This window comes from Paenibacillus sp. FSL H8-0261, from assembly GCF_045040645.1.
Lineage (GTDB): Bacteria > Bacillota > Bacilli > Paenibacillales > Paenibacillaceae > Paenibacillus_AQ.
Genome location: NZ_CP150297.1, coordinates 3,365,854 through 3,386,959 on the forward strand (window position 1 = coordinate 3,365,854; position 21,106 = coordinate 3,386,959).

Here is a 21,106-nt window from a genome sequence, read left to right on the forward strand (position 1 = left end):
AAGATTAATATATTGTGCTCGGTTGAATTATTAAGATTGAGCCGAGCACAATGTTTATCTACTTATTTCATAAACAAAAGAGGAGAGTATGATTTTGTTCAAAATCAAATCTTTAGCCAAACGTTTGATTGTCAGCTTATTAACGGTAGGTTTAATTGTACAGCAACCTATAAATGTTCCAAAAGCTGAAGCAGAAAATGTAAGCGTTATTACAGGATTATCTGCTATCCCAGAGCATAACTTTTTGAATCTGTCATCCGATTCGACAAATCGAGAGGAACTAAATTTCAACACAGGTTGGTTATTCAAACGTGAGGATGTAAGCGGATCCCAAGAGGCAAATTTTGACGATAGCGGCTGGGAGGGAGTCAATCTACCTCATAGTGTGCGTCTGGAGCCGAAGATCAGCGGCGGCTCTAATCAAAGCTATCAAGGCTTTGCAACGTATCGAAGACATTTTACGCTCGACAATTCTTACAGCGGTAAGAAGCTATTTATAGAATTCGAAGGTGCGATGATCAATGCTGAAGTGTGGATAAACGGCACTTATCTAGGAAACCATCACGGAGGCTACACCCCTTTTACATTCGACATCACGAACTATGTTCAATTAGAGGGGGTAACAAACGTCATTACAGTCAAGCTTGATAACAGAGATGACCCACAAACGCCACCTGGCAAGCCGCAAAGTGGTTTGGACTTTCAATATTTCGGAGGAGTTTATCGAGATGTTAAACTGCATGTCATGGACAATTTACACGTCTCCGATGCTATATACGCAAATAAGGTGGCGGACGGTGGCATCTTTGTTACTTACCCTGAGGTGAGTAAAGAGGAAGCGACGGTGCAGGTGAAGACAAATATCATCAATGAATACATGATCGCTAAGAACACCAGTGTAAAAACCACAATTGTAGACAGCAATAATCAAGTGGTTGCTACAATGGTGAGTGATCCACAGAAAATAGGAGCGGGAAGCGATTATACATTTATCCAATCGACGAAGATATCCAAACCACAGCTTTGGCATCCTGACCATCCTAATTTGTATACGGTGTATACAGCTGTGAATGATGGGGCTGCTTATGTAGATAGCTACAAGACCCGTATCGGGATTCGTCATATTCAATTTACACCTGATCAAGGCTTTCTCATCAATGGAGAAAAATTAATGTTAAATGGCGCAAATCGCCACCAAGAGTATTTGTATGTCGGCAATGCAATGCCTAATTCTGGACAGTACAGAGATGCTGTGCAGCTTCGAGAAGGCGGTTTTAATAACGTGCGAACGGGTCATTATCCACAGGATCCAGCATTCCTTGATGCGGCAGACGAGCTTGGATTGACTGTCATCTCCCCAACGCCAGGCTGGCAGTTTTTCGGAGATTCTGTCTTCCAAGAGCGTTCCTATCAAGCCATTCGGGATATGGTACGCCGTGATCGAAACCATCCGAGTATTATTATGTGGGAATCCAGCTTGAATGAAACGACATACTCGCTGGAGTATGCACAAAATGCTCATAAAGCTACCCATGAAGAATATCCGGGAGATCAGACGTACACATCTGCAGAATACGGATTCTTCGGTAAAGAAGTTTATGATGTAAACTACAAAGAATTAGATACAGCATTCAAACCACTCTTTACGAGGGAATGGGGAGACGATTGGTCGGAAAGCGCGACAAGTCCAACGGGTTATCGATCGGTACGTAAAGTGGGCGAAACCGATATGCTCAACTCCATGATCATGCGTCAAAAGGCGCTAAATGGTGAAGGCTACTTCGACTGGGCGGGCCTCAATGGCAATTCACGTATAGCCGGACATTCGGTTTGGAGCTTTAGCGACAACAACCGGGGTATGGATTCTGACCCGGCATATTCAGGCCTAGTGGATCTGGATCGGTATCCGAAATTTAATTATTATTTCTTCCAGAGCCAGCGTAATCCTGCTGTGAAGCTAAGTGGTGTCGAATCTGGACCGATGGTCTATATCGCTAATTATTGGACACCATCTTCGTCAAGAAATGTCACAGTCGCTAGTAATACGAAGCAAGTTAAGCTTTATTTGAACGATACACTCATCGCTACCCAAAGTCCCGATAGTGGATTAAAGTATGTTACCCATCCGACATTTACATTCAACAATGTGTCCTGGGCGGCGGGAACATTACGAGCTGACGGATTGATTGACGGCAAAGTCGTGGCTTCTCATACCGTGAAAACACCGGGAAAGCCACATCATTTGGCTGTTGAGTACGATACGAAAGGGAAGGATCTTGTTGCAGACGGTTCCGACCTAGTGATGGTTTATATTACGGTGCGGGACGCTGACAATAACATTGTTCCAACAAACTCTATTTCTGTTTCCCTAAACTTGAGCGGTCCGGGGGGACTTATCGGTAATGGTGTAACGCGAACGTTTGCCAACCCTGTTGCCGTGGAAGGTGGCGTTGCCGCTGCAATCGTGAAATCCTCACTTACGGATGGAACTTTGAAATTAACGGCATCAGCGAGTGGATTGCTCCCTGGAAGCGCTGAAATCACCAGTATTGCAAGTCAAAGTGTATTCGTTCCTGGTGGAAGTGATGGAGGAGACAATTGGTTTGAAGGTGAGAATGTTGCTTTGAACAAACCTGTAATAACAAGTAGCGAGCAAAGCGGTAATCCTGGAACAAACGGCAATGATGGAGACGAAAATGCTGGATGGACAGCTTCAAATAGCAGCTCGGATCAATGGTGGGAAGTCGATTTAGGAGAAGCCTATAACATTACGGGATCTGAAATCGTTTGGGCGAATAAGAGCTCCAATAATCAGTACAAAATTGATGTATCTGAAGATCAGGGAAATTGGACGACTATTTTGGATAAAACCCAATATAAGATGGCAACGGCGCTGCAAAGGGATAAGCTCGTTGCTAACGCACGGTATGTGCGCGTAACGTTAACAGGTGCACATACAGGTCAGGCTAGTTTCAATGAGATAAAAGTATTTGGAGTAGCATCGTTTCAAAATCAGGCGACACGGCATCCAGAGTTGGTGAATGTCGCATTAAATAAGTCCGTCAGTGCAAGCAGTTCGGTAACTGGCAACGAAGCTTATAATGCAAACGACGGAATCAATGCCACTTGGTGGGAGGCTAGCAGCAATGCACCTGGATGGTGGCAGGTCGACTTGGGTGCTTCCTACAATCTTTCAGGCAGTAAAATCCTTTGGGGAAGGGATAACATCTATTACTCCTACAGATTAGAGGTATCCGCCAACGGTAAAGAATGGTCGCAAGTGGCGGGCCGCTCGGCTTCAGGTCAAGATATGAGACCAGACAACTATACGGCAACTGGCGTTAGATATGTACGAGTATTTGTAGATTCTCTTGCAGGGGGCAGTGGTACGGAGAAGCCAGCGATCAAAGAAATTCAAGTCTACAGCGATCCTAAGAACATTGCGCTTAATAAGCCTGCTACCGCTGACAGCTCGCAAAATAATAACCCTGTCTCGGCAGGTAACGATGGAAATGAAACGACTCGTTGGAGCGTAGCCGACGGTAATGTTGGGCACTGGTACAAGGTTGACCTTGGGGCGATTTATGACTTATCGGGTACCAGGGTGAAATGGGAAATGGAGAATAAGAATTATGGATATCAAATCGAGGTTTCGGATGATGATGTAAACTGGGTGTCAGTAGCGAAAAAGTCAAGCTCACAGCAAGTACAGTTTGACTATTTCACTACACACGCAAGATATGTTCGAATCCAAGTGACGGAGTTGTCCGATAGTTGGGCGAGCTTCTGGGAATTTGATGTTTATGGCGCGGTTCCGGTTGATACGTCGTTGATTCCACAATCGCAAATGACAGCTACGGCAACGAGTGAAGAGACAAGCGGCGAGAATAATGACGCTTCGCAAGCCATCGACGGTAATTCGTCAACAATCTGGCATACGAAGTGGGATTTGTCTAATCCGCTGCCACAGTCGATAACCCTTAATCTTGGTAATACGCATGTCATTTCGAAACTAAAGTATTTGCCAAGACAAAATGGGGCACAAAACGGAAATATTACTTCTTATGAGATATTAACAAGTTTGGACGGAGTTAACTTTACATCTGTTACAAGCGGAAGCTGGGATGATGACAGCACTGAGAAAGTCGCGGATTTCGTTCCTGTTGCTAGTAGATACCTGAGACTTACTGCTATCGAAGGTCATGGTGGATTGGCTTCCGCAGCAGAGATTAACATCATGAAGAATGAGATGGAGGAGGACTATCAAGCTCTTGTAGCGCTCATTACAAGTGTGCAAAGTAAGCACGATAGTGCTGTAGAAGGGAATGAAGAGGGTCAGTATCCAGAAGGTTCAAAACAAACATTGCAAAAAGCCATTGATCAAGCGAAGAAAGTGCGCGATAGCTTATCTGTTACCCAGCAGCAGTTGCAGCAAGCGGCGAATGACTTAAATGCTGCGTTGCAAGCGATGGAGAACAGTATCAACAATCATGTTATGGTTCAATCGATCACGATTACAAGTGAATCATCGGTGATTACGACGAAGAACGGATCCCTCCAGTTAGGCGCTACCGTACTGCCTACCAATGCTAACAAGTCGGTAACATGGGCTGTGTATGAAGTAGATGGCACAACAGTAACGGACAAAGCGACCATTGATCTATCCGGTTTGCTGACAGCTGTGAAAGATGGAACCGTTAAGGTGGTAGCAACAGCAACGGATGGCTCTGGTGTTCATGATGAAATGGATATTAGCATAAGTGGTCAAACGGACATTATCGATCCAGGCACTGATCCAGTGAATGTTGAAAAGATAAACATCACAAGCTCAGGAAATGTGTCCACGATTACTTCTAAGAACGGAACCCTGCAATTAGGCGCTACCGTGCTACCTGACAATGCAACCAATAAGTCGGTAACATGGGCTGTATACGGAGTAGATGGAATCACAGCAACGGATATCGCAACCATTGATGTATTCGGTTTACTCACGGCTGTGAAAGATGGAACTGTGAAAGTGGTAGCTACAGCAGTGGATGGTTCTGGTGTCCAAGGAGACATGGTTATTACCATAAGTGGTCAAATGCAAATTATTGATCCAGGTACAGGTCCAGGAACGGGCGTAGATCCAGGCAATCCAACGACACCAACAAGTCCAACGACACCACCGGCGAAAGAAGATCCACATCGTTATGTTCCAGCGGGAAAAGAACTACAAAGTGAAACTGCACAGAATGGAACAACGAGCCTGACCATTAACATTGATAAGGAAGCTTTAGCGAAGAAATTAGAAGCACTTCACAAAACTACAGGAACCCCTAATCTCGATATTGAGATTCCAGGAGTGAATTCATGGAATGCAGTGAATCTTCCACTGGATGTCTTGTACAACAGCTTGAAAGCAAATAAGGACACAATCATAACACTAAGAGGCCATTTAGGCAGTTATGAACTTCCGCTTGCCAATCTTAATCGTGAAGAACTTGAGAAAGCAGCTAAAGTTGCGGGTGCAGCCTTAATCATTCGAATGGATAATGTGACTTCACAGCATGAGCAGAAGTTTGAACAATCCATAGTAGAAAAAGGAATGAAACGAGTAAGCGACATTATCGCGTACAAAGTCATTCTTAAATCGAATGATAAAGAAGAAGAGCTTCAACGTTTCGGAAATCCGTTTATGACACGTGTCATAAATATGGATGGTGTTATTCAAGATCCATCGACTGCGACCGCCGTTAAATTCGATCCGGTTACAGGACAAATGCGTTTCGTACCATCGGTGTTTAATGTGAAGAACGGCAAGACTGAAGTTTCGATCTTCGGACATGCAAATGGTCTATACACCATCGTTCAGAACAAGAAAACATTCGATGATATGGGTGGACATTGGGCACAAAAGGATGTTGAGACCTTAGCCTCCAAGCTGATCATTAATGGAATGACGGATCGATCGTTTGCGCCAGCAGGACAGGTCACGCGTGCTCAATTTGCGGCATTGTTGGTAAGAGGAATAGGGTTAACTACGGAGTCATTATCGAATGTATTTGCAGATGTTAGTGCCACGGCGTGGTATGCGGAGGACGTGAATATAGCTGCGAAACTCGGGTTGGCTCAAGGCATAGGCGAAGGGAAATTCAGCCCGGATACAATCATTACAAGAGAGCAAATGGTCGTGATGATCATGAAAGCCGTTCAGCTCATTCAAGGAGATTATAGAGCAGAAGCTCAAATCCGGACTCCATTTGCCGATCAGGACCAAATCTCTGATTATGCTAGCGAAGCGGTAACAGAAGCGGCAGAGAAAGGATTAATCAAAGGGAAAACAGAAACAACATTTGATCCGCAAGACGCAGCAACACGTGCTGAGGCAGCGTTGATGATTAAACAGCTTTTGCAATATTTGAAGTTTATGAATTAAGTAATATTAAATAGGCTCGGTTCAAACGATAAGTTTGAGCCGAGTTTTTTTGTTTCGTTGGAGCATCTAAGTACTCAGTCAGTTAATGGAATTGAGAGAATGAATTCAGTTCCTTCTCCTGATTTACTTCGTACATTTACATCACCGTTCATCGAACGGATCAGTTGATAAGAAAGCGTAAGTCCCAAACCGGTACCTTTGCTTTTAGTTGAAAAATAAATGCTTCCCAGTCGATCCATCTGCTCGCTGCTCATACCAACCCCATTATCAATTATTATTATTTTTGCGAATTGGGATTGACGCTCAATACGGATGCTCACAATACCTGTTGAATGAACAGTGCAAGCTTCTATCGCGTTTTTGATGAAATTTATGAATAGTTGTTTGATTTCAGTAGGATTTGCAGATACATATAGTTTATCCTCCAAGGGGTGCATCTCCAAAGTAACGTTATTCATATTGGCGTACGGCGTTATGATATCTACAATTGAGTAGATTTGCTGCACAAGTTCAATTTTCTCTACCATTGAATGATTGGGTTTAGCTATCGATAAATATTCAGAAAGAATAACTTCTGTCCGCTTAATCTCTTCAAGGCAAATTTCAATATATTTCTGACTCTTTTCTCTTGTGATCGAATCATCCTTCAATAATTTTAAAAATCCCATAACGGCTGTAAGTGGATTACGGACTTCATGAGCTAGAGAGGCTGCGACATGAGCAATCGTTTCCGATTTTTCACTTTGAAGATACCTGAGATATAATTCCTTATCAGAAACTGCTTTATTAAAAAGGGAAATCAATATCCAAATTCCGAGGAAATTTTGTACTGGCATAACGAGGATATTGAACTTTAAATGCTGTATCGTGTATTGGTATTCCGTTGCAAACATAGTACCTATTGGAATAATGGAAAAGCATATCCCTGCAATGAGTGTAATAAGCTTTCGGTACTCGGAACGACGACGGTATAGATTGGATAACAATGCGGATAAGGAGAAAGTGAGGGAGAGAATAATTATCGCTGAAAATAGTCCCTGTCCACCTATAAGGAGGCGGTATACTAGAAACTCAACGATAAGAAAAACTCCAGTAGTTATGCCTCCATAAACCATTCCGAAAAACATGATCACGTAACGAATGTCGAATATGATTCCATCTTGTATACTAGCAGGAAAGGTCATCGACATAAAAAGACATATCATGCAGGTGATCGTGATAAATTGTTTTGAATAGTTAACGGCTTTGTCACGATAGTAAATGGTATAAAGGACAAAAGGGGTTAGGGCAAACAATAATTGCAGTAAAATATCCTTTACATCCAGCATATTAGCCCTCCCGATAGTTTAGAAAGAATTTGATATACTGTTTATTCGTTGTGACTATGAATTCCTCCTTCTGAGGGAGCGGTGTAAAGGCACTAAAAATAACTATTGAGAAGAAAGTTACATATACAGGAAGAATTATACTGTGCGTGCGAAACCTGTCGTTTAATCATTTCAAATAAAAGGCTGAAGAACAACTTTTAGTAATTAAAAGTTGTTCTTCAGCCTTTAGTTGATCATTTCATCTGAGTTTACTCAATCTTAGATATCCCACCACTGGTCAGATTCACCTTGATATCAATTTTTTCGATGCTGCTTGAATCGAGCGGTAAGATTCCTTTATCATTCAGTTTGTTCCACTCTTTTGAAAGATTACGATAGAATATCCCTGAGAGTCCATATACATCGGCATTTATTTCTAAACCTTTCAAGTAAGTTTCCCTAATCTGATCATCAATTACTTTTATCGCTTTCAGTTCAATATCTTTTCGATTAAGGTTTGCGCTCAATTCCGGAAGAGTGCCCTGCATAGACACTTTAATATCGAAGATAGGTTTGCCATGCTTCATCTTGGGTTGAATAGAGAATTTAACTTTGTTCATGACGATCACAGCAAGTACTTCTTTGTCATCTTTGATTATCAGAGGCGTTCGTTGCGTCTTTTTTTCCAGCCATCGAACCCCTAATATCTCTTTAGACTTCAGGCAACCACGAAATTGCTCATTTTGCAGAAAGCAGATCCCCGACATGCTAATGTTAGGGGAAGGTTCCTTATTACTGGTCCAGTCTGGCGCAATTTCAAGAAAAGGTAATCGAACCGTTTCGGCTTTCTCTCTCCATTTCCATATAAACTTGTACAGATACAACGGAGCGACAACCGAGCTCTGTTCATAGGTTCGCATGGGACTGTTAAGCTGCGAGTAGATCACTGACAGATCGGCGATCGACGGGGTAGTCAGCACTTCTTCCATAGGTTCGTTGGTTGCCATGGTCCAAACGGTATATCGAAATTCATAATATCGATCCCAAACGTCCAATACTTGATTGATGACGCTACCCTTCTTTAGCGCTGCTTCACTAAATACGATTGTTTTCACATTACTCCAGATAATTCTTTGTGGACTAGTGGCATATAAATTAAATATTGCCGCATCAAACGAATCTCCTTCTGCTTTCCCTATGAAGGTTTTTTGTTCTTGGCTCTGCCCGGCCTCTTTTTTCGCAATGCCACTAAAGTTAACCATTTGAATATAAACAACGACTTTGTTGTCTACATAATCGACGCCTAATGTATTCACATAGATCATATGCTCAATTTCTTTTGATCCCCAACAGCCTGTAAGCAGCATGGAGAGCAGAGCAGTAACAAGCATGCACCGGATCAATTTCATGATCGATCTCGTCCTTTATTTCCCGTATTGTCCGTAAACTTTCCCTTTCCCCACGGCATTCTGAAAATAACTTTATAAAAATCCTTCCAGTGAGGCGGGGATAGAGGGGAAAGATAGTAGGTGCCGAAAGAACGTAAATTGACCATAAAGAGGATCAGTGCAAGCAGACATGTCATCGTACCAAACAACCCCAGAAACCCGCTAATGATGAGAATAGCAATTCGAAGCAAGCTAACAACGCTAACTAATGACTGGTTGACCAATGTAAAGGTAGCCAATACTGAAATGGCTATTACCACAATCGTACCTGGACCTGCAATGCCGGCGCTTATGGCTGCCTGACCGATAATTAAACCTCCAACTACCGATAAGGTCTGGCCATAAGCAGTAGGTAATCTCATCCCTGCTTCCCGAAAAATCTCAAATAAAATGAGCATCACAATCGCCTCCAAGGGAGCCGGAAGAGGCACGCCTTGTCTCGAATTTACTAACGTTGCAAGCAGCGTAAAGGGGATTTGATCTTGATGAAACGTAGTAAGCGCGATCCAAAAGCCCGGCAAAAACAGGGAAAGCATAACCCCTAGGACTCTTAATAACCTAGTAAAAGCAACAAAGATGTTTACCATATGTGCATCTTCCGAAGTATTCAACAAGAAGCTAAAGCTCACTGGCGCTATAATCACAGTAGGCGAACCATTCGTCAAGAGCACAAATTTGCCATGAAGCAGTGAATTCGCAGCATAGTCAGGTCTGCCCGTATATGCGAATAATGGAAAAAACGAAAATCCAGTCAGACTTTCTTCAAGCTGGGTGCTACTCACCAATCCCTGGATTTGAATGCCGGTTAGTTTTGACTTGATCTCATCTAGTACATGAGGTTTAATCGTCTCCTTGAGATATAAAAGATGAACTTCAGTCGCGGTTTGGATTCCAATACTGAATTGTTCAACAGCCAATAATTCGGTCTTAAGTCTTTTTCGAATAAGGGCAATATTGGTAAATGATTCTTCCGTAAAACCATCCTTAGGCCCTCTTGTGGACACTTCTGTATTGGGTTCTTCAGGTTGCCGTTTAGGTGGATCAGCCAATTTCACAACATAGTATTGATTCGATGGCGTAAAAAGAAGGAAAAGATCACCATTAAGCACAGTATCAATCATTGAAGCATTAATCTCTTTTGATGGAAGGGGGGTCATGTGAAACGGAACTTTTTGCATAAGATCGAGTTCATTCGATGTGAGAATAGATTCCGGGATCTTTTTTAATTCCGGGATGATATATTCTTCCACTTTGATTTCATCGCACAACCCCTGGCAATACACCAGTTGAACGGCATTGTCCGAGTCAGACAAAGAGATAGTTAGTCTCTTAATGTCTGAACTTGAACCAAATACTCGTGTGAACACATCCTCGAACGTATTGGATTCCTTTTGCTCAGGCTCTTTCATGATGTTGCTTTCCCCTTTCGTTGAGCCAAGCTAATCAGCCCTGCAATAATTACAGAAAAAGCGAGTACCCCCCATAAAGAAAAGGGAAGTACATAGTGAGCTAACATACTCAGAAAAAATTGGTCACTAAATGGAATGGCTGTGAACACTACAATAGCAAAAGATATGCTTCCAAGAACCAACATTTTCACTTTTTTGCTTTGAATTTGGAGTATATCGAGAATTAGAAACATAGTTAGAGAAATTCTCAGAAAAGCACCACTGAACCATTGATAAACGCTAAAAAAATCTAGATGCTCAATGTATCGTCCAATCGTCAGCAATCTCCATTCTTCATACGCGGGAAATCTGAGTTTATCAGCCTCATCCGGACCAAATTCAACAATTGCACCAATTATCGGACCCATGGTTAGACCTAAGATAAGCAGGATCATGATCATAAACGATAGATATGACAATCGCGATTTGATGTGATGTTGCATAAAGAAAAGCATGATGACCTCAACAAAACCTGCTCCTACGTACACGCTCCCTTTCCAAACGGGCTGCATACCGTGCTCAAGCATCGGTCTTAATAAGGAATAATCTTTATGAGTTGTATTAGAGAACATTATAAAAAAACCCAATATAATAACAAAAGGCAGCAAAATAGCAGCGGTATTCGCGAGGGAGTGAATACCTAAATAAGCATTTATCACAGAAATCAAAAGTAATACAAACGTAAGGACCAGTATAGGTGTCTCTGGTGAGAAGGTCAGATGCACCCAGTATACAGTGTCTCTAGTTGTAATCATGCATAAGACAAACAAGTATACACTAGCGACTACCGCAAGAATACGGCTCACGATAGGAGGGTAAGCTTTAGCCAGCCAAGCGAAAAGATGCTGTTTTTTGATTTTAGTAGTACTAATGTGCAGGATAAAGATCCAAACTAGCGCACATGCCCCAGCAAGCAGCACTGAGATCCATGCGTCACGTTTTGCCGCGTCCAATAGGATGGGGATGATAATGACATGATTTAGAAGGCCTGTACTCAGCATAATAATCATGATGGATTGAATAAACGTAATATTTGTTTTGATTTTCCTCATCCTCCTAAATAAACCGGACCCACCGTCTACCTTATAATGCCATTCTTGGAGGTGATTTATTCTGGAGAATTGAGCAGTGCAAAACGTAAAGAGCCGAGCGGATATCCGCTCGGCTCAAAGTGTTATTATTTAGCGCTCCATAAGGCAACACGATCCTGCACATATTTGGTATAGCCTTTTTCCATTTTTTCTACTCCGGCTTTCTCCAAAGCTGCCATGTAGTCAGCCCAGATTTTATCGAAATCTGCTGGTTTGGCAAGAATGGCTTCCGGAATACGTTTCCATGTAATATCTCTCATTTTGTTACCTAAAATGGTGACCTCATCTTCACCTGGAATCGCGATATTCCACGCTGCACCATAGGCCTTTTCAGTGAATTCTTCTTCTTTCGGGAATAGATCCTTCCAAGTGGTTGCCTTGTAGGCAGCTAAAGTTTCTTTCTCAACATCGCTATACCCAAGTACAAGTTGTTCCGGGAAGTTTTTAGTGTAATAATTTCCACTTGCATCCTTAGCGCCGTCTCCGTAATGAACCATCATATTCCAGTAGAAGCCGATTCCTGTCTCCTTGGTGAAGGCTGTGTTGTCATTGTTGATGCGATCTTGTACATCTGTCGGAACGATCCGTTTGCCGTTCTCTACCACATAATGCTTACCTTCAATTCCCCAGTTATTCAAGATTTGTCCTTCGTCAGAAGCGAGAAAATCCAGGAACTTAATTGTACGAATCGGATCCGGATTTGTGCTGGAGATCGAGATGCCATAACCACCCATGAAGCCGGTAGGCCAGAAGCTAGTTTCCTTGTATTCTTTCGTTAATGTTACCGGATAATGACCATAAGTTTGATCGAACTTTCCTGCCGTTTTCAACGCTTGTTGAGCATCATTATAATCCCAATCTTGATCAATCAAGCCAAGCACACGTCCTGTGGCTACTTTAGCTTTGTACTGGTCATACTTTTGCACGAAGCTCTCTTTGTCTAGCAATCCGATATCATTCATATGATTCAGCCAGCGGAAATACTCTTTCTCCTCCGGACGGCGAAAGTGGTAGATCGCCTCATGTGTCTGTTGATCTACGTAATATTCCCCGTCATCCGAACCGCCTGTCGTTGCAACAGCAGGGTTAGTGACGGAAATGTACATATGCCAATCATCCGCGTTCAGGGAGACTCCGATGTTCTTGTTGCCGTTCTCATCAGTTGGATGTTTCTCAAGATAGGCTTTAATTACATTCTCATAATCGGTGACTGTTCTGATTTCAGGGTATCCGGCTTCCTTCAAGACGCGATGTTGAAGCTCAAATCCACCGCCAGCCACGAATTTCTTCTCATCAACCGCTGCCCAGGTAGGAATGGCATAAATCGATTGGTCTTCATTCGTGTATTTTGCCCGGGCAAGGTTGTCACCAAGCACACGTTTAATATTTGGTGCATACTTGTCGATTAACTCCGTTAAATCGATGACTGCTCCAGCATCTACAAGTTTACCGATATCAGCTTTGGCAGAGATGATATCCGGATAATCACCACCAGCAGCGATTAAGGCGATTTTTTGTTGTGGATCACCTACCGCAAATTCCGCATCGAGTGTGACGCCTGTTTTCTCTGTAATCACTTTACTGATGTCGTCTTTCATATTGTTCCAGTTCGGATTTGGATCTTCAGCGAAGAAGGAGAGTGTAAGCGGGCTTAAATCTTCGGCTTGTGCAGTTGCTTCCGCGGTAGCCTCTGCAGTGGCACTAACTTCATTCGTTGGTTTAGTTCCTTCATTGTTATCAGCTGTTTTGTTGCTTGATCCGCTACAACCTGCCAGCACACTAATTAGTAAAGTCAAGACCATCAACATCACATGCGATTTTACTGTATTTCTTGTCATGAATAGAAACCCTCCCTTTTTCTGGTCAAAAAATGTATTGTGTATACAGGCTGAGCCTGCTTATACCATTACCGTACTAACTCTTTACTGAACCCAAAGTCATACCTTTAACAAAGTAGCGCTGCAAAAATGGATAGACGATTAGAATAGGCACTGTGACTACGATCGTGATTGCCATTTTGACTGATTCCGGAGAAATCTGTGCCATAACCTCTGTCATATTGCGACCTCGGAAATTGTCCGCATTAGTTGTCGTACTCTGTATGACCTTCATTAGCTCGAACTGCAGGGTGGTCAATGAATCCTTGGAACCATTGTAAAGATAAGTATCAAGCCATGAATTCCATTGGCCAACGGCGAGGAAGAGAGCGATGGTTGCCAGGGCAGGCTTGGTCAGCGGAAGAATAACCCGCCAATAAATCGTGAAGTCATTAGCCCCGTCCAACTTAGCGGATTCCTGCAGCGCATAGGGCAAGCCATCAATAAAGGAACGGATGACAAATACATTAAATGCGCTGACTAGACCGGGGAGGACATACACGCCAAAGGTTCCTATCATATGAAGATCTTTAATCAGGATGTAGCCAGGGATGAGACCACCTGAGACATACATCGTAAGTGCGAGAAATGTAGAGACGAACTTTCGGGCTTGGAAGTCTACCCGACTCAGAGTGAAAGCTAACATGGAGGCACTAACCAACCCAAGAATCGTGCCAATCACCGTACGTAATATAGAGATTTTGAGTCCGGTCATCAGCCCGGAATAGGCGAAGATCGTCTCATAGTTCTTAATAGTGAAGACGCGTGGATATATCGTAATTCCACCCTTAATGCTGTCTGTGGAGTCGTTAAAGGAAATTGCCAACACATTCAGAAAAGGATATAGCGTAACTATGGTCACTACAGTGATCGCAATATAGACTACCAGATCGAAGATGCGGTCCGACCATGACACGGCGGCCAGTTTTTTACTTAGCATAAGGGCCTCCTATATGATGCTTTCTTTTGTTATTTTTTTGAATATCCCGTTGGCGACAAACAGCAGAATCACACTTACCACAGAATTGAAGATATTAATGGCTGTACCGAAGGAGAAGCGGCCCATGCCAAGCCCGTAGTTTAATGAGTAGAGATCCAGCGTCTGTGAGTAGTCGCGCACCAGGTTATTGCCTAGCAGGAACTGCTTCTCGAACCCAATGCTAATTAAATGCCCGATGGAAATAATGAGCAGAATAATGATGGTTGTCTGAATACCTGGAAGTGTAATGTTTCGTACTTGCTGCAGGCGACTTGCACCGTCTACTCTTGCTGCTTCATAAAGCTCTGGACCTATACCTGAGATAGCTGCAAGGTAAATGATTGTGTTCCACCCGGTTTCCTTCCAAACATCAGAAGCTGTGACGATCCCCCAGAATAAATGACCTTTAGCCATGAATTGTATAGGTTCACTAATTAGATGAAGACTTAGCAGCAGGTCGTTTACCGCACCGTTATCGGTAGAGAGCATCTTGGTAATAATTCCGGCAGCAACCACCCAAGATACGAAGTGGGGGAGATAGGAGACTGTCTGTACAAACCGTTTCAGAAACTGAAGCCGTAGCTCGTTCAGAAGTATAGCAAAAATGATGGGAATAATGAATCCAGCCAACAAGCCCATGATGCTCATAGCGAGTGTATTGCGAAGTGCATTAAAGAATTGATCATCTTGAAAAAGCTCTCTGAAGTACTGTAAGCCGACCCATTTTTGATCGAAAAAGGATTTCCCGGGTTTGTATTTCTGAAAAGCCATCGTCCAGCCCCATAAAGGCAAATAATTAAATACAAATGCCCAGAGCACAAATGGGAAGGCCATCATATAGAGGTATTTCTGCTGTATAAAAGTTGGCCAAAAGCGTGAAGCAGGCTTCTTCAGCTCCGGTTGAGCTTTTGAGGTAATCGCTTTCATTTATGTCCCTCCTTCGATATGCCATAATCATAATCTACAGAAAGTGAAAGAAACACCCGAATATTTTATATAAAAAACAGGGGTATATCTGTTATTTTCGTAAGCGTTTTCTGAAAAATGTTGAGTCTTTTTCAATTCTTTCTGCGGTAGTCGGAGGGAGAGACACCTTCATGCTTCTTGAATTTTTCACGAAAATAATCTACATCACTGATGCCCACTTCGTTTGCGACCTGATGGATTTTGTAGCCTTGAGTAAGCAGTTCCTTGGCCTTCTCCATGCGGACATTATCTAGATAGCTGTTAAAGGAATACCCCGTGCTGTTCTTAAAAAGCTTCCCTAGATAAGCGCTACTATAACTAAATACATCCGCTAGCGTGTCGAGCTTAAGATTCTTATTATAATGTCGATGGATGAGGTCCAGCATCCGCTTTAGGAAGACCTCCATATCGTCGCGGGTAATGCCTTTTGCATAATACTCAAGAAGAGTGGAGGCATAGCGCTGCAATTGAGGCAGAGAGGTATGTTTATAGATTTGTTCAATTTGCTCATCCATGTTGCTGTGCAGAGGACTCAGATCCTTATATTGAAACGAGAGTTTGTTGAGTAGATAAGAGACGATACGCACATAACGCGATTTCACGGCCATCTCGGAATAATCGGCGGTAATCATAAGTTCTCCAGCTTCTTGAATCAGGGTGAAGAGTAACACGCAACTGCCGGTATCCATACAAAAAAACATCCGTTCTAAAACGGACTCCAGCCTATTCTCTATTTCCTCTGGACTAACTGTCAGCCCATTCTTTATTTTCATGGAATCCGGTCCAATCATCCCCGTATCGTCATAGAAGAAATGCTCTTTCATCCTTGCCAGCGCCGATAGGTGGGAGACGGAGATATCCTCCAGAGAGTTCACCATATCACCTGCGGTGATGATACATTCAAGTTCATGGTCAAATACTACTTGCTGTATATTCTGGACCATTAACTTATGTACAAGTTCTTTCTGAAATGAGGGCTTAAGCAGAACCCCCAAATAAGAATCTAGCAAGAATACTATGCCCCAGTCATTTTCTTCAAAGCTTTTTGCAAGTCTCACCTTTACGACTGTTGAAGGTCCATGATCCGCATTGTCCTGAAGTATCAGCCTAATCAGAACCACTTGATAGGAATCCCATAGTAATTCTGCTTCAAGAACGGTTGCCTCCATTATTGACGGAGTCTGCGCACTTCGATCCATTAACAAGGATTGAACTAGCATCTCCCGGTTCCATACTTTGACTTCGGCCTGTTTCTTACGATCAGTAATACGTGCATCCAGCTCAATGGACAGATTCTCCAAGTATAGCTGTAGTTCATCTTCATCTACAGGCTTTAGCAAATAGGTATCAATGCCAAAGGATAACGCTCGCTTAGCATAGTTAAAATCCGCATAGCCACTGAGGATGATGATGTGCATTTCCGGATCAAGTGCTCTCAGTTCTTCAACAAGCTCTAGACCATCTCTACCGGGCATACGGATATCTACGATCATTAAATCAGGGGAGTAAAGTTCATATTTATGTTTAGCCTCAATGGCATTTGCGGCGGAATCGATGACTTGATATCCAAGACTCTCCCAGTCTAGCAGAGCAACTAGTCCTTCACGGATCGCCAGCTCATCATCCACTATCAACACGCTATACATAAGAATCACTCCTTAATGGAATCGCAAAGCTGATTTGCGTTCCGAATCCGATTTGACTTGCTAAGGTCAGCCCAAATTGTGGACCGTAGGTCAGCTGCAGCCGCAAATGAATATTGCGCATCCCAATATTATTAGTTTCATAGTCATCATTGTTATTCAACATCTTCCTAATTTCTTGTATCCGTGTTTTTGAAATACCCACTCCATTGTCAGATACCTGAACCTTTAGATAACTGTCTTCTATGCGGATTTCCACCCGGACCATGCCGCCTTCAATTCGATTCTCCAATCCGTGGATGACACAATTCTCTACCAGGGGCTGAATAATTAAAGGGGGAATTTGAAAAGGATTCGCCTTTGGGTCCACAAGTAGCTCATAAGTGAGTCTGTCATCATAGCGGAATTTTTGGATGACTAGGTAACTGTTTACGGTTTCTAGCTCACTTTGCAGACTGATCATCCCATTGCCGACCTCAAGGTTTTTACGCATCATTTTTCCCAGCAGTCGAACGACTTGAGAAATATCCGCTTGTCCTCTGACAAGAGCTTTCATGCGGATTGATTCTAGGGCATTGAAGAGGAAGTGAGGATTGATCTGGCTGGCCATCATCTTGAATTTAATTTCATTTTGCTTAAGCTGAGTCGCATTTTTCTGTCGATTGGATTCTTGTACCTCACTCATTAGTTCATTAATGTTCCGAACCATATGATTGAATTGTCTGGCAAGCTGACCGATTTCATCTTTACCGTCAATAACAAGCGTGGCTCCTAAATTTCCCGCAGCGACCTTAGAAATATGTTTGCTCAAATGTAGCATCCTTCCGGTGAGTAGCCGCGAGACATAGTAAATCAACAGAATAGCCATAATCATTGCCGAAAGAATTACAATTGAAGCTAGAAAGATAATTCGGTTGGGCTCATCGACGATGCTTGCTACAGAAAAAATGGAAATGATACGCAGGCTATTCAAGCTTCCTCCGGGTTGCCAGTGATCGATCACCATTTTGAAGGGTTTGCCATCAATGGTTACATCGTGGGGACCTTGCCCTGTAGCGGATAAGGTTGCTAGGTCAATATTCGACAGTGATTTATCTTGTGTATCTACACGATTTGAGGCGACAATATTGTCGTTCTCATCCATAATAAGAGTTTCAAAAGATTCTTGGTTGAGGATCGCATTGAGCTTTTTGGTATTCACATTCACGACTAGCATACCGGTGGTTCTCGCCTTAAAAAAATTGACCTTTCGGATTAGACTTAAATAATATTGTCCATTACGGTTGTCTCGAATATAATTCCAGCATACCAGTCCCCTTTGGGCTAGTGCGGTTTGGTACCATTGTTCCTGTGTAACACTCTCATTCGTCTGTAGAAACTCCCAGTTGTTGAGAACCGTTGGGTTATCGATATATAAGCGGATACTGGAAACTTCGTTGTATAGTCGAACAAAATCACGGAAATCAGGATAGTTCCAGTAAGCTTCAACAACATCATAGACAGACTCATAACGATGATTGGCAACCTCTTCAAGTCGGCTATCATTCGATAGGCGATAAGCAATATCAAGCGGGATGTTGAGCATTTCGCCAGTCCGTTTTTTCACTCGATCCACGTTGGCTGTAATCTGCTCAAGCGCATTAGCCATTGCCATATTCCGTAGTTCATTTGTAAGGAACAGCCCTACAATTAAGACCGGGATTAGAACGACACAGCCAAATGATAGAAATAACTTCGTTCTGAGTCTTAGATTATTCATAAGAGTGATGATACGAGCATACACGACTAAGGGCCACCTCCTGCAACGGAATGTTAACGCTTACATAAAAGTATATCGTTTAACGAACTTCCATTATATGTGATCATTTAGGGATTTATTGTCTTCTGTTATGGAGTTTTGGAAAGAGGATATATTATATAAAAATCTACAAAAAAAAGAAAACCACTGATCTAGGCAATGGTCAAGCCCCCATTTTATAGACGCTGAAAAAAGACCCTAGGCAATAAGCTGTTTCCGGTACTCTACCGGAGGCAGCTTATTTAGCTTTCGTTGTGGCCGATGTTGGTTATAAAATCGAATGTAATCTTCAATTTTCCTTTGTGCCTCATCGATATTTCGGATATCATAAGGATAGAGTCCTTCCGTTTTGAGATGCGAGAAGAAGCTCTCCATAGAGGCGTTGTCATAACAATTGCCTCGGCGAGACATGCTGATTCGGGCGCCAACCTTTGGCAGCATGTCGTGGTATGCATGAGACGTGTACTGGAACCCCTGATCGCTGTGAACGATCAGTCCGGTCACGTCTTTTTGTTGACTCCACGCCTGCTGAAAGGTCCGGAGAACCAGTTCATTGTCGTTCCTAGCGCTCATTTGATAAGCAATAATTTCGTTATTGAACAAATCTTTAATAGCTGAAAGATAGAGCCACTTTTCGCCTATGCGATATTGCGTAATGTCTGTCACCCATTTTTGGTTGGGAGCATCCGCTTTGAAATCCCGTTTCAATATATTTTTCGCCACACGATCTCCTTCGGAAGTAGCATAATTAAAACGATGTTTTCGGCGGATCCTCGAACGAATGCCTAAATCCTGCATAATTCTGAGTACCTTCTTATGATTCATCCAAACCCCGTGGTCTTGTAGCAAGAATAATTGAATTTGGCGATAACCGTAGACTCCGTTATACCGTTCATATACCTTTTGAATGAGCGCCTTTGCTTCCTGATCCCGATCTGTTCCTTTGCGCTTCAAGAAAGCGTAGTATCCACTTCTGGAGACCCTAAAGAGTTTACACAGGTCGCTAACGGCATACTCTTTTGCAGCGCTCTCAATGGTTCTATATTTGTGCGTTTCACCTCCTGCATCCAGATTTCCAAGCACTTTTTTAGCATTTCATTTTCCCGTCTGAGCTTTTGAACATACCTATCTTGATCGATATATTCTTTACGACGCCCCCGTTGATCTAGTAACCCAAATTCCCCTAGCTCTCGGTATTTCTTCATCCATTTCTTTACCCGCCCTTGGTCTTGAATCTCAAAATGCTCCGTAATTTTCCGGTAAGTCCATCTTTCCTCCACATGTAAACGAATGGCCTCTTTTTTAATCTCATCCGAGTAAGTTTTGAACTTCTGTCCTTTAATCGCCATAAAAATACACCCCCTAGAATTTCATCGGACAAACCAGGGGTTTTATCCAATGTCTATTCTAAGGGGTGCACTTCAGCAACTAGATCAGTGGTTTTTTTTATCCAATTGAATGGTCTCGATTTTCTTTACCGAAGAATAATTCTTAAACCAGAATGCGGACCCTTATGAGGATTTGGTTTGAATGACAGACTCATTCTTTGAAATAGGGTGTAATCCCTTTTGAATATAGGTTCTCTACTAACTTGAAAAATTCTTCTGACGATAAATCCTTTTGACGCTGGAGCCAAAGACGAAATAAAGAAAGGGCAGTTGTCAGGTAAAACTCAATGAAGTATGGCGTTAAGGATTGGTTTTGCGGAACGTTTAATTCTAATTGATCCAAAGTGATTTCTTTTTTTAAGCGTTTTAAAAAACGGACACTTCCATAATCACTCAAAAGGGCATTAAGAACCAGGAGATGTTCTTTTTTATCCAGACAATAGAGCGTATCTTGAACCTTATCCATCGATAGCTCTTTATTTGCCAATTCTTTTTTCATTTCATTCAATAGGTCATTTTCAACAGAGTCTAACAATTCGTAAATGTCAGTAAAGTATTGATAAAAGGTGCTGCGGTTATATCCTGACCTATTCGAAATTTCCTGAATCGAAATTTTCTCAATCGGCTTTTGGCTATATAACTCACAAAAAACTTCTACAAACTTTTGTTTTGTTTTCTCCGTTATTTGGGGTTGCTTTTTCATGTTTCCCTCCTACTAGTGAATAAGAATATCATCCGACAAA

Annotated in this window: 13 protein-coding genes; 1 reads left to right on the forward strand and 12 read right to left on the reverse strand. The window is 42.5% G+C overall.

The features are described 5' to 3' along the window. Positions 1-94: 94 nt before the first annotated feature. A complete protein-coding gene (locus tag MHI27_RS14980; RefSeq protein ID WP_405176630.1) occupies positions 95-6,418 on the forward strand; it encodes a discoidin domain-containing protein in 6,324 nt (2,107 codons plus the stop codon). Between the two features lie 74 nt (positions 6,419-6,492). Here the strand turns inward: MHI27_RS14980 and MHI27_RS14985 are convergent, their stop codons facing one another. The 12 genes from MHI27_RS14985 to MHI27_RS15040 all read right to left on the reverse strand — a co-directional run bounded on the left by MHI27_RS14985 (position 6,493) and on the right by MHI27_RS15040 (position 21,066). Beyond that, on the reverse strand, positions 6,493-7,746 hold the full coding sequence (locus MHI27_RS14985) for an ATP-binding protein (RefSeq protein ID WP_405176631.1): 1,254 nt from the start codon (positions 7,744-7,746) through the stop codon (positions 6,493-6,495). A 248-nt stretch (positions 7,747-7,994) separates the two neighbouring features. Next, positions 7,995-9,134, reverse strand: a complete 1,140-nt coding sequence (locus MHI27_RS14990) for a Ger(x)C family spore germination protein (RefSeq protein WP_405176632.1) — start codon at positions 9,132-9,134, stop codon at positions 7,995-7,997. After that, positions 9,131-10,582 (reverse strand): spore germination protein, encoded by a 1,452-nt coding sequence (locus MHI27_RS14995; protein ID WP_042188182.1) that lies wholly within the window; start codon positions 10,580-10,582, stop codon positions 9,131-9,133. The genes MHI27_RS14990 and MHI27_RS14995 overlap by 4 nt, the downstream gene beginning before the upstream one ends. After that, positions 10,579-11,673 (reverse strand): endospore germination permease, encoded by a 1,095-nt coding sequence (locus MHI27_RS15000; RefSeq protein WP_042188184.1) that lies wholly within the window; start codon positions 11,671-11,673, stop codon positions 10,579-10,581. Before MHI27_RS15000 ends, MHI27_RS14995 begins: the two co-directional genes overlap by 4 nt. 125 nt (positions 11,674-11,798) lie before the next feature. After that, positions 11,799-13,550: an ABC transporter substrate-binding protein gene (locus tag MHI27_RS15005; RefSeq protein ID WP_341060768.1), complete on the reverse strand. Its 1,752-nt coding sequence runs from the start codon at positions 13,548-13,550 to the stop codon at positions 11,799-11,801. Between the two features lie 76 nt (positions 13,551-13,626). Next, positions 13,627-14,529, reverse strand: a complete 903-nt coding sequence (locus MHI27_RS15010) for a carbohydrate ABC transporter permease (protein ID WP_076287031.1) — start codon at positions 14,527-14,529, stop codon at positions 13,627-13,629. Between the two features lie 9 nt (positions 14,530-14,538). Continuing rightward, positions 14,539-15,495 (reverse strand): ABC transporter permease subunit, encoded by a 957-nt coding sequence (locus MHI27_RS15015; RefSeq protein ID WP_339271294.1) that lies wholly within the window; start codon positions 15,493-15,495, stop codon positions 14,539-14,541. A 131-nt stretch (positions 15,496-15,626) separates the two neighbouring features. Beyond that, a complete protein-coding gene (locus MHI27_RS15020; RefSeq protein WP_405176633.1) occupies positions 15,627-17,180 on the reverse strand; it encodes a response regulator in 1,554 nt (517 codons plus the stop codon). Continuing rightward, complete coding sequence (locus tag MHI27_RS15025; RefSeq protein WP_405176634.1) at positions 17,173-18,960, reverse strand: sensor histidine kinase; 1,788 nt, start codon at positions 18,958-18,960, stop codon at positions 17,173-17,175. The genes MHI27_RS15020 and MHI27_RS15025 overlap by 8 nt, the downstream gene beginning before the upstream one ends. Positions 18,961-19,173: 213 nt before the next feature. Then, on the reverse strand, positions 19,174-20,010 hold the full coding sequence (locus MHI27_RS15030) for an IS3 family transposase (protein ID WP_256716456.1): 837 nt from the start codon (positions 20,008-20,010) through the stop codon (positions 19,174-19,176). Further along, positions 19,926-20,324, reverse strand: a complete 399-nt coding sequence (locus MHI27_RS15035; protein WP_076301175.1) for a helix-turn-helix domain-containing protein — start codon at positions 20,322-20,324, stop codon at positions 19,926-19,928. The genes MHI27_RS15030 and MHI27_RS15035 overlap by 85 nt, the downstream gene beginning before the upstream one ends. A gap of 190 nt (positions 20,325-20,514) precedes the next feature. After that, on the reverse strand, positions 20,515-21,066 hold the full coding sequence (locus MHI27_RS15040) for a TetR/AcrR family transcriptional regulator (protein WP_405176635.1): 552 nt from the start codon (positions 21,064-21,066) through the stop codon (positions 20,515-20,517). Between the last annotated feature and the right edge of the window lie 40 nt (positions 21,067-21,106).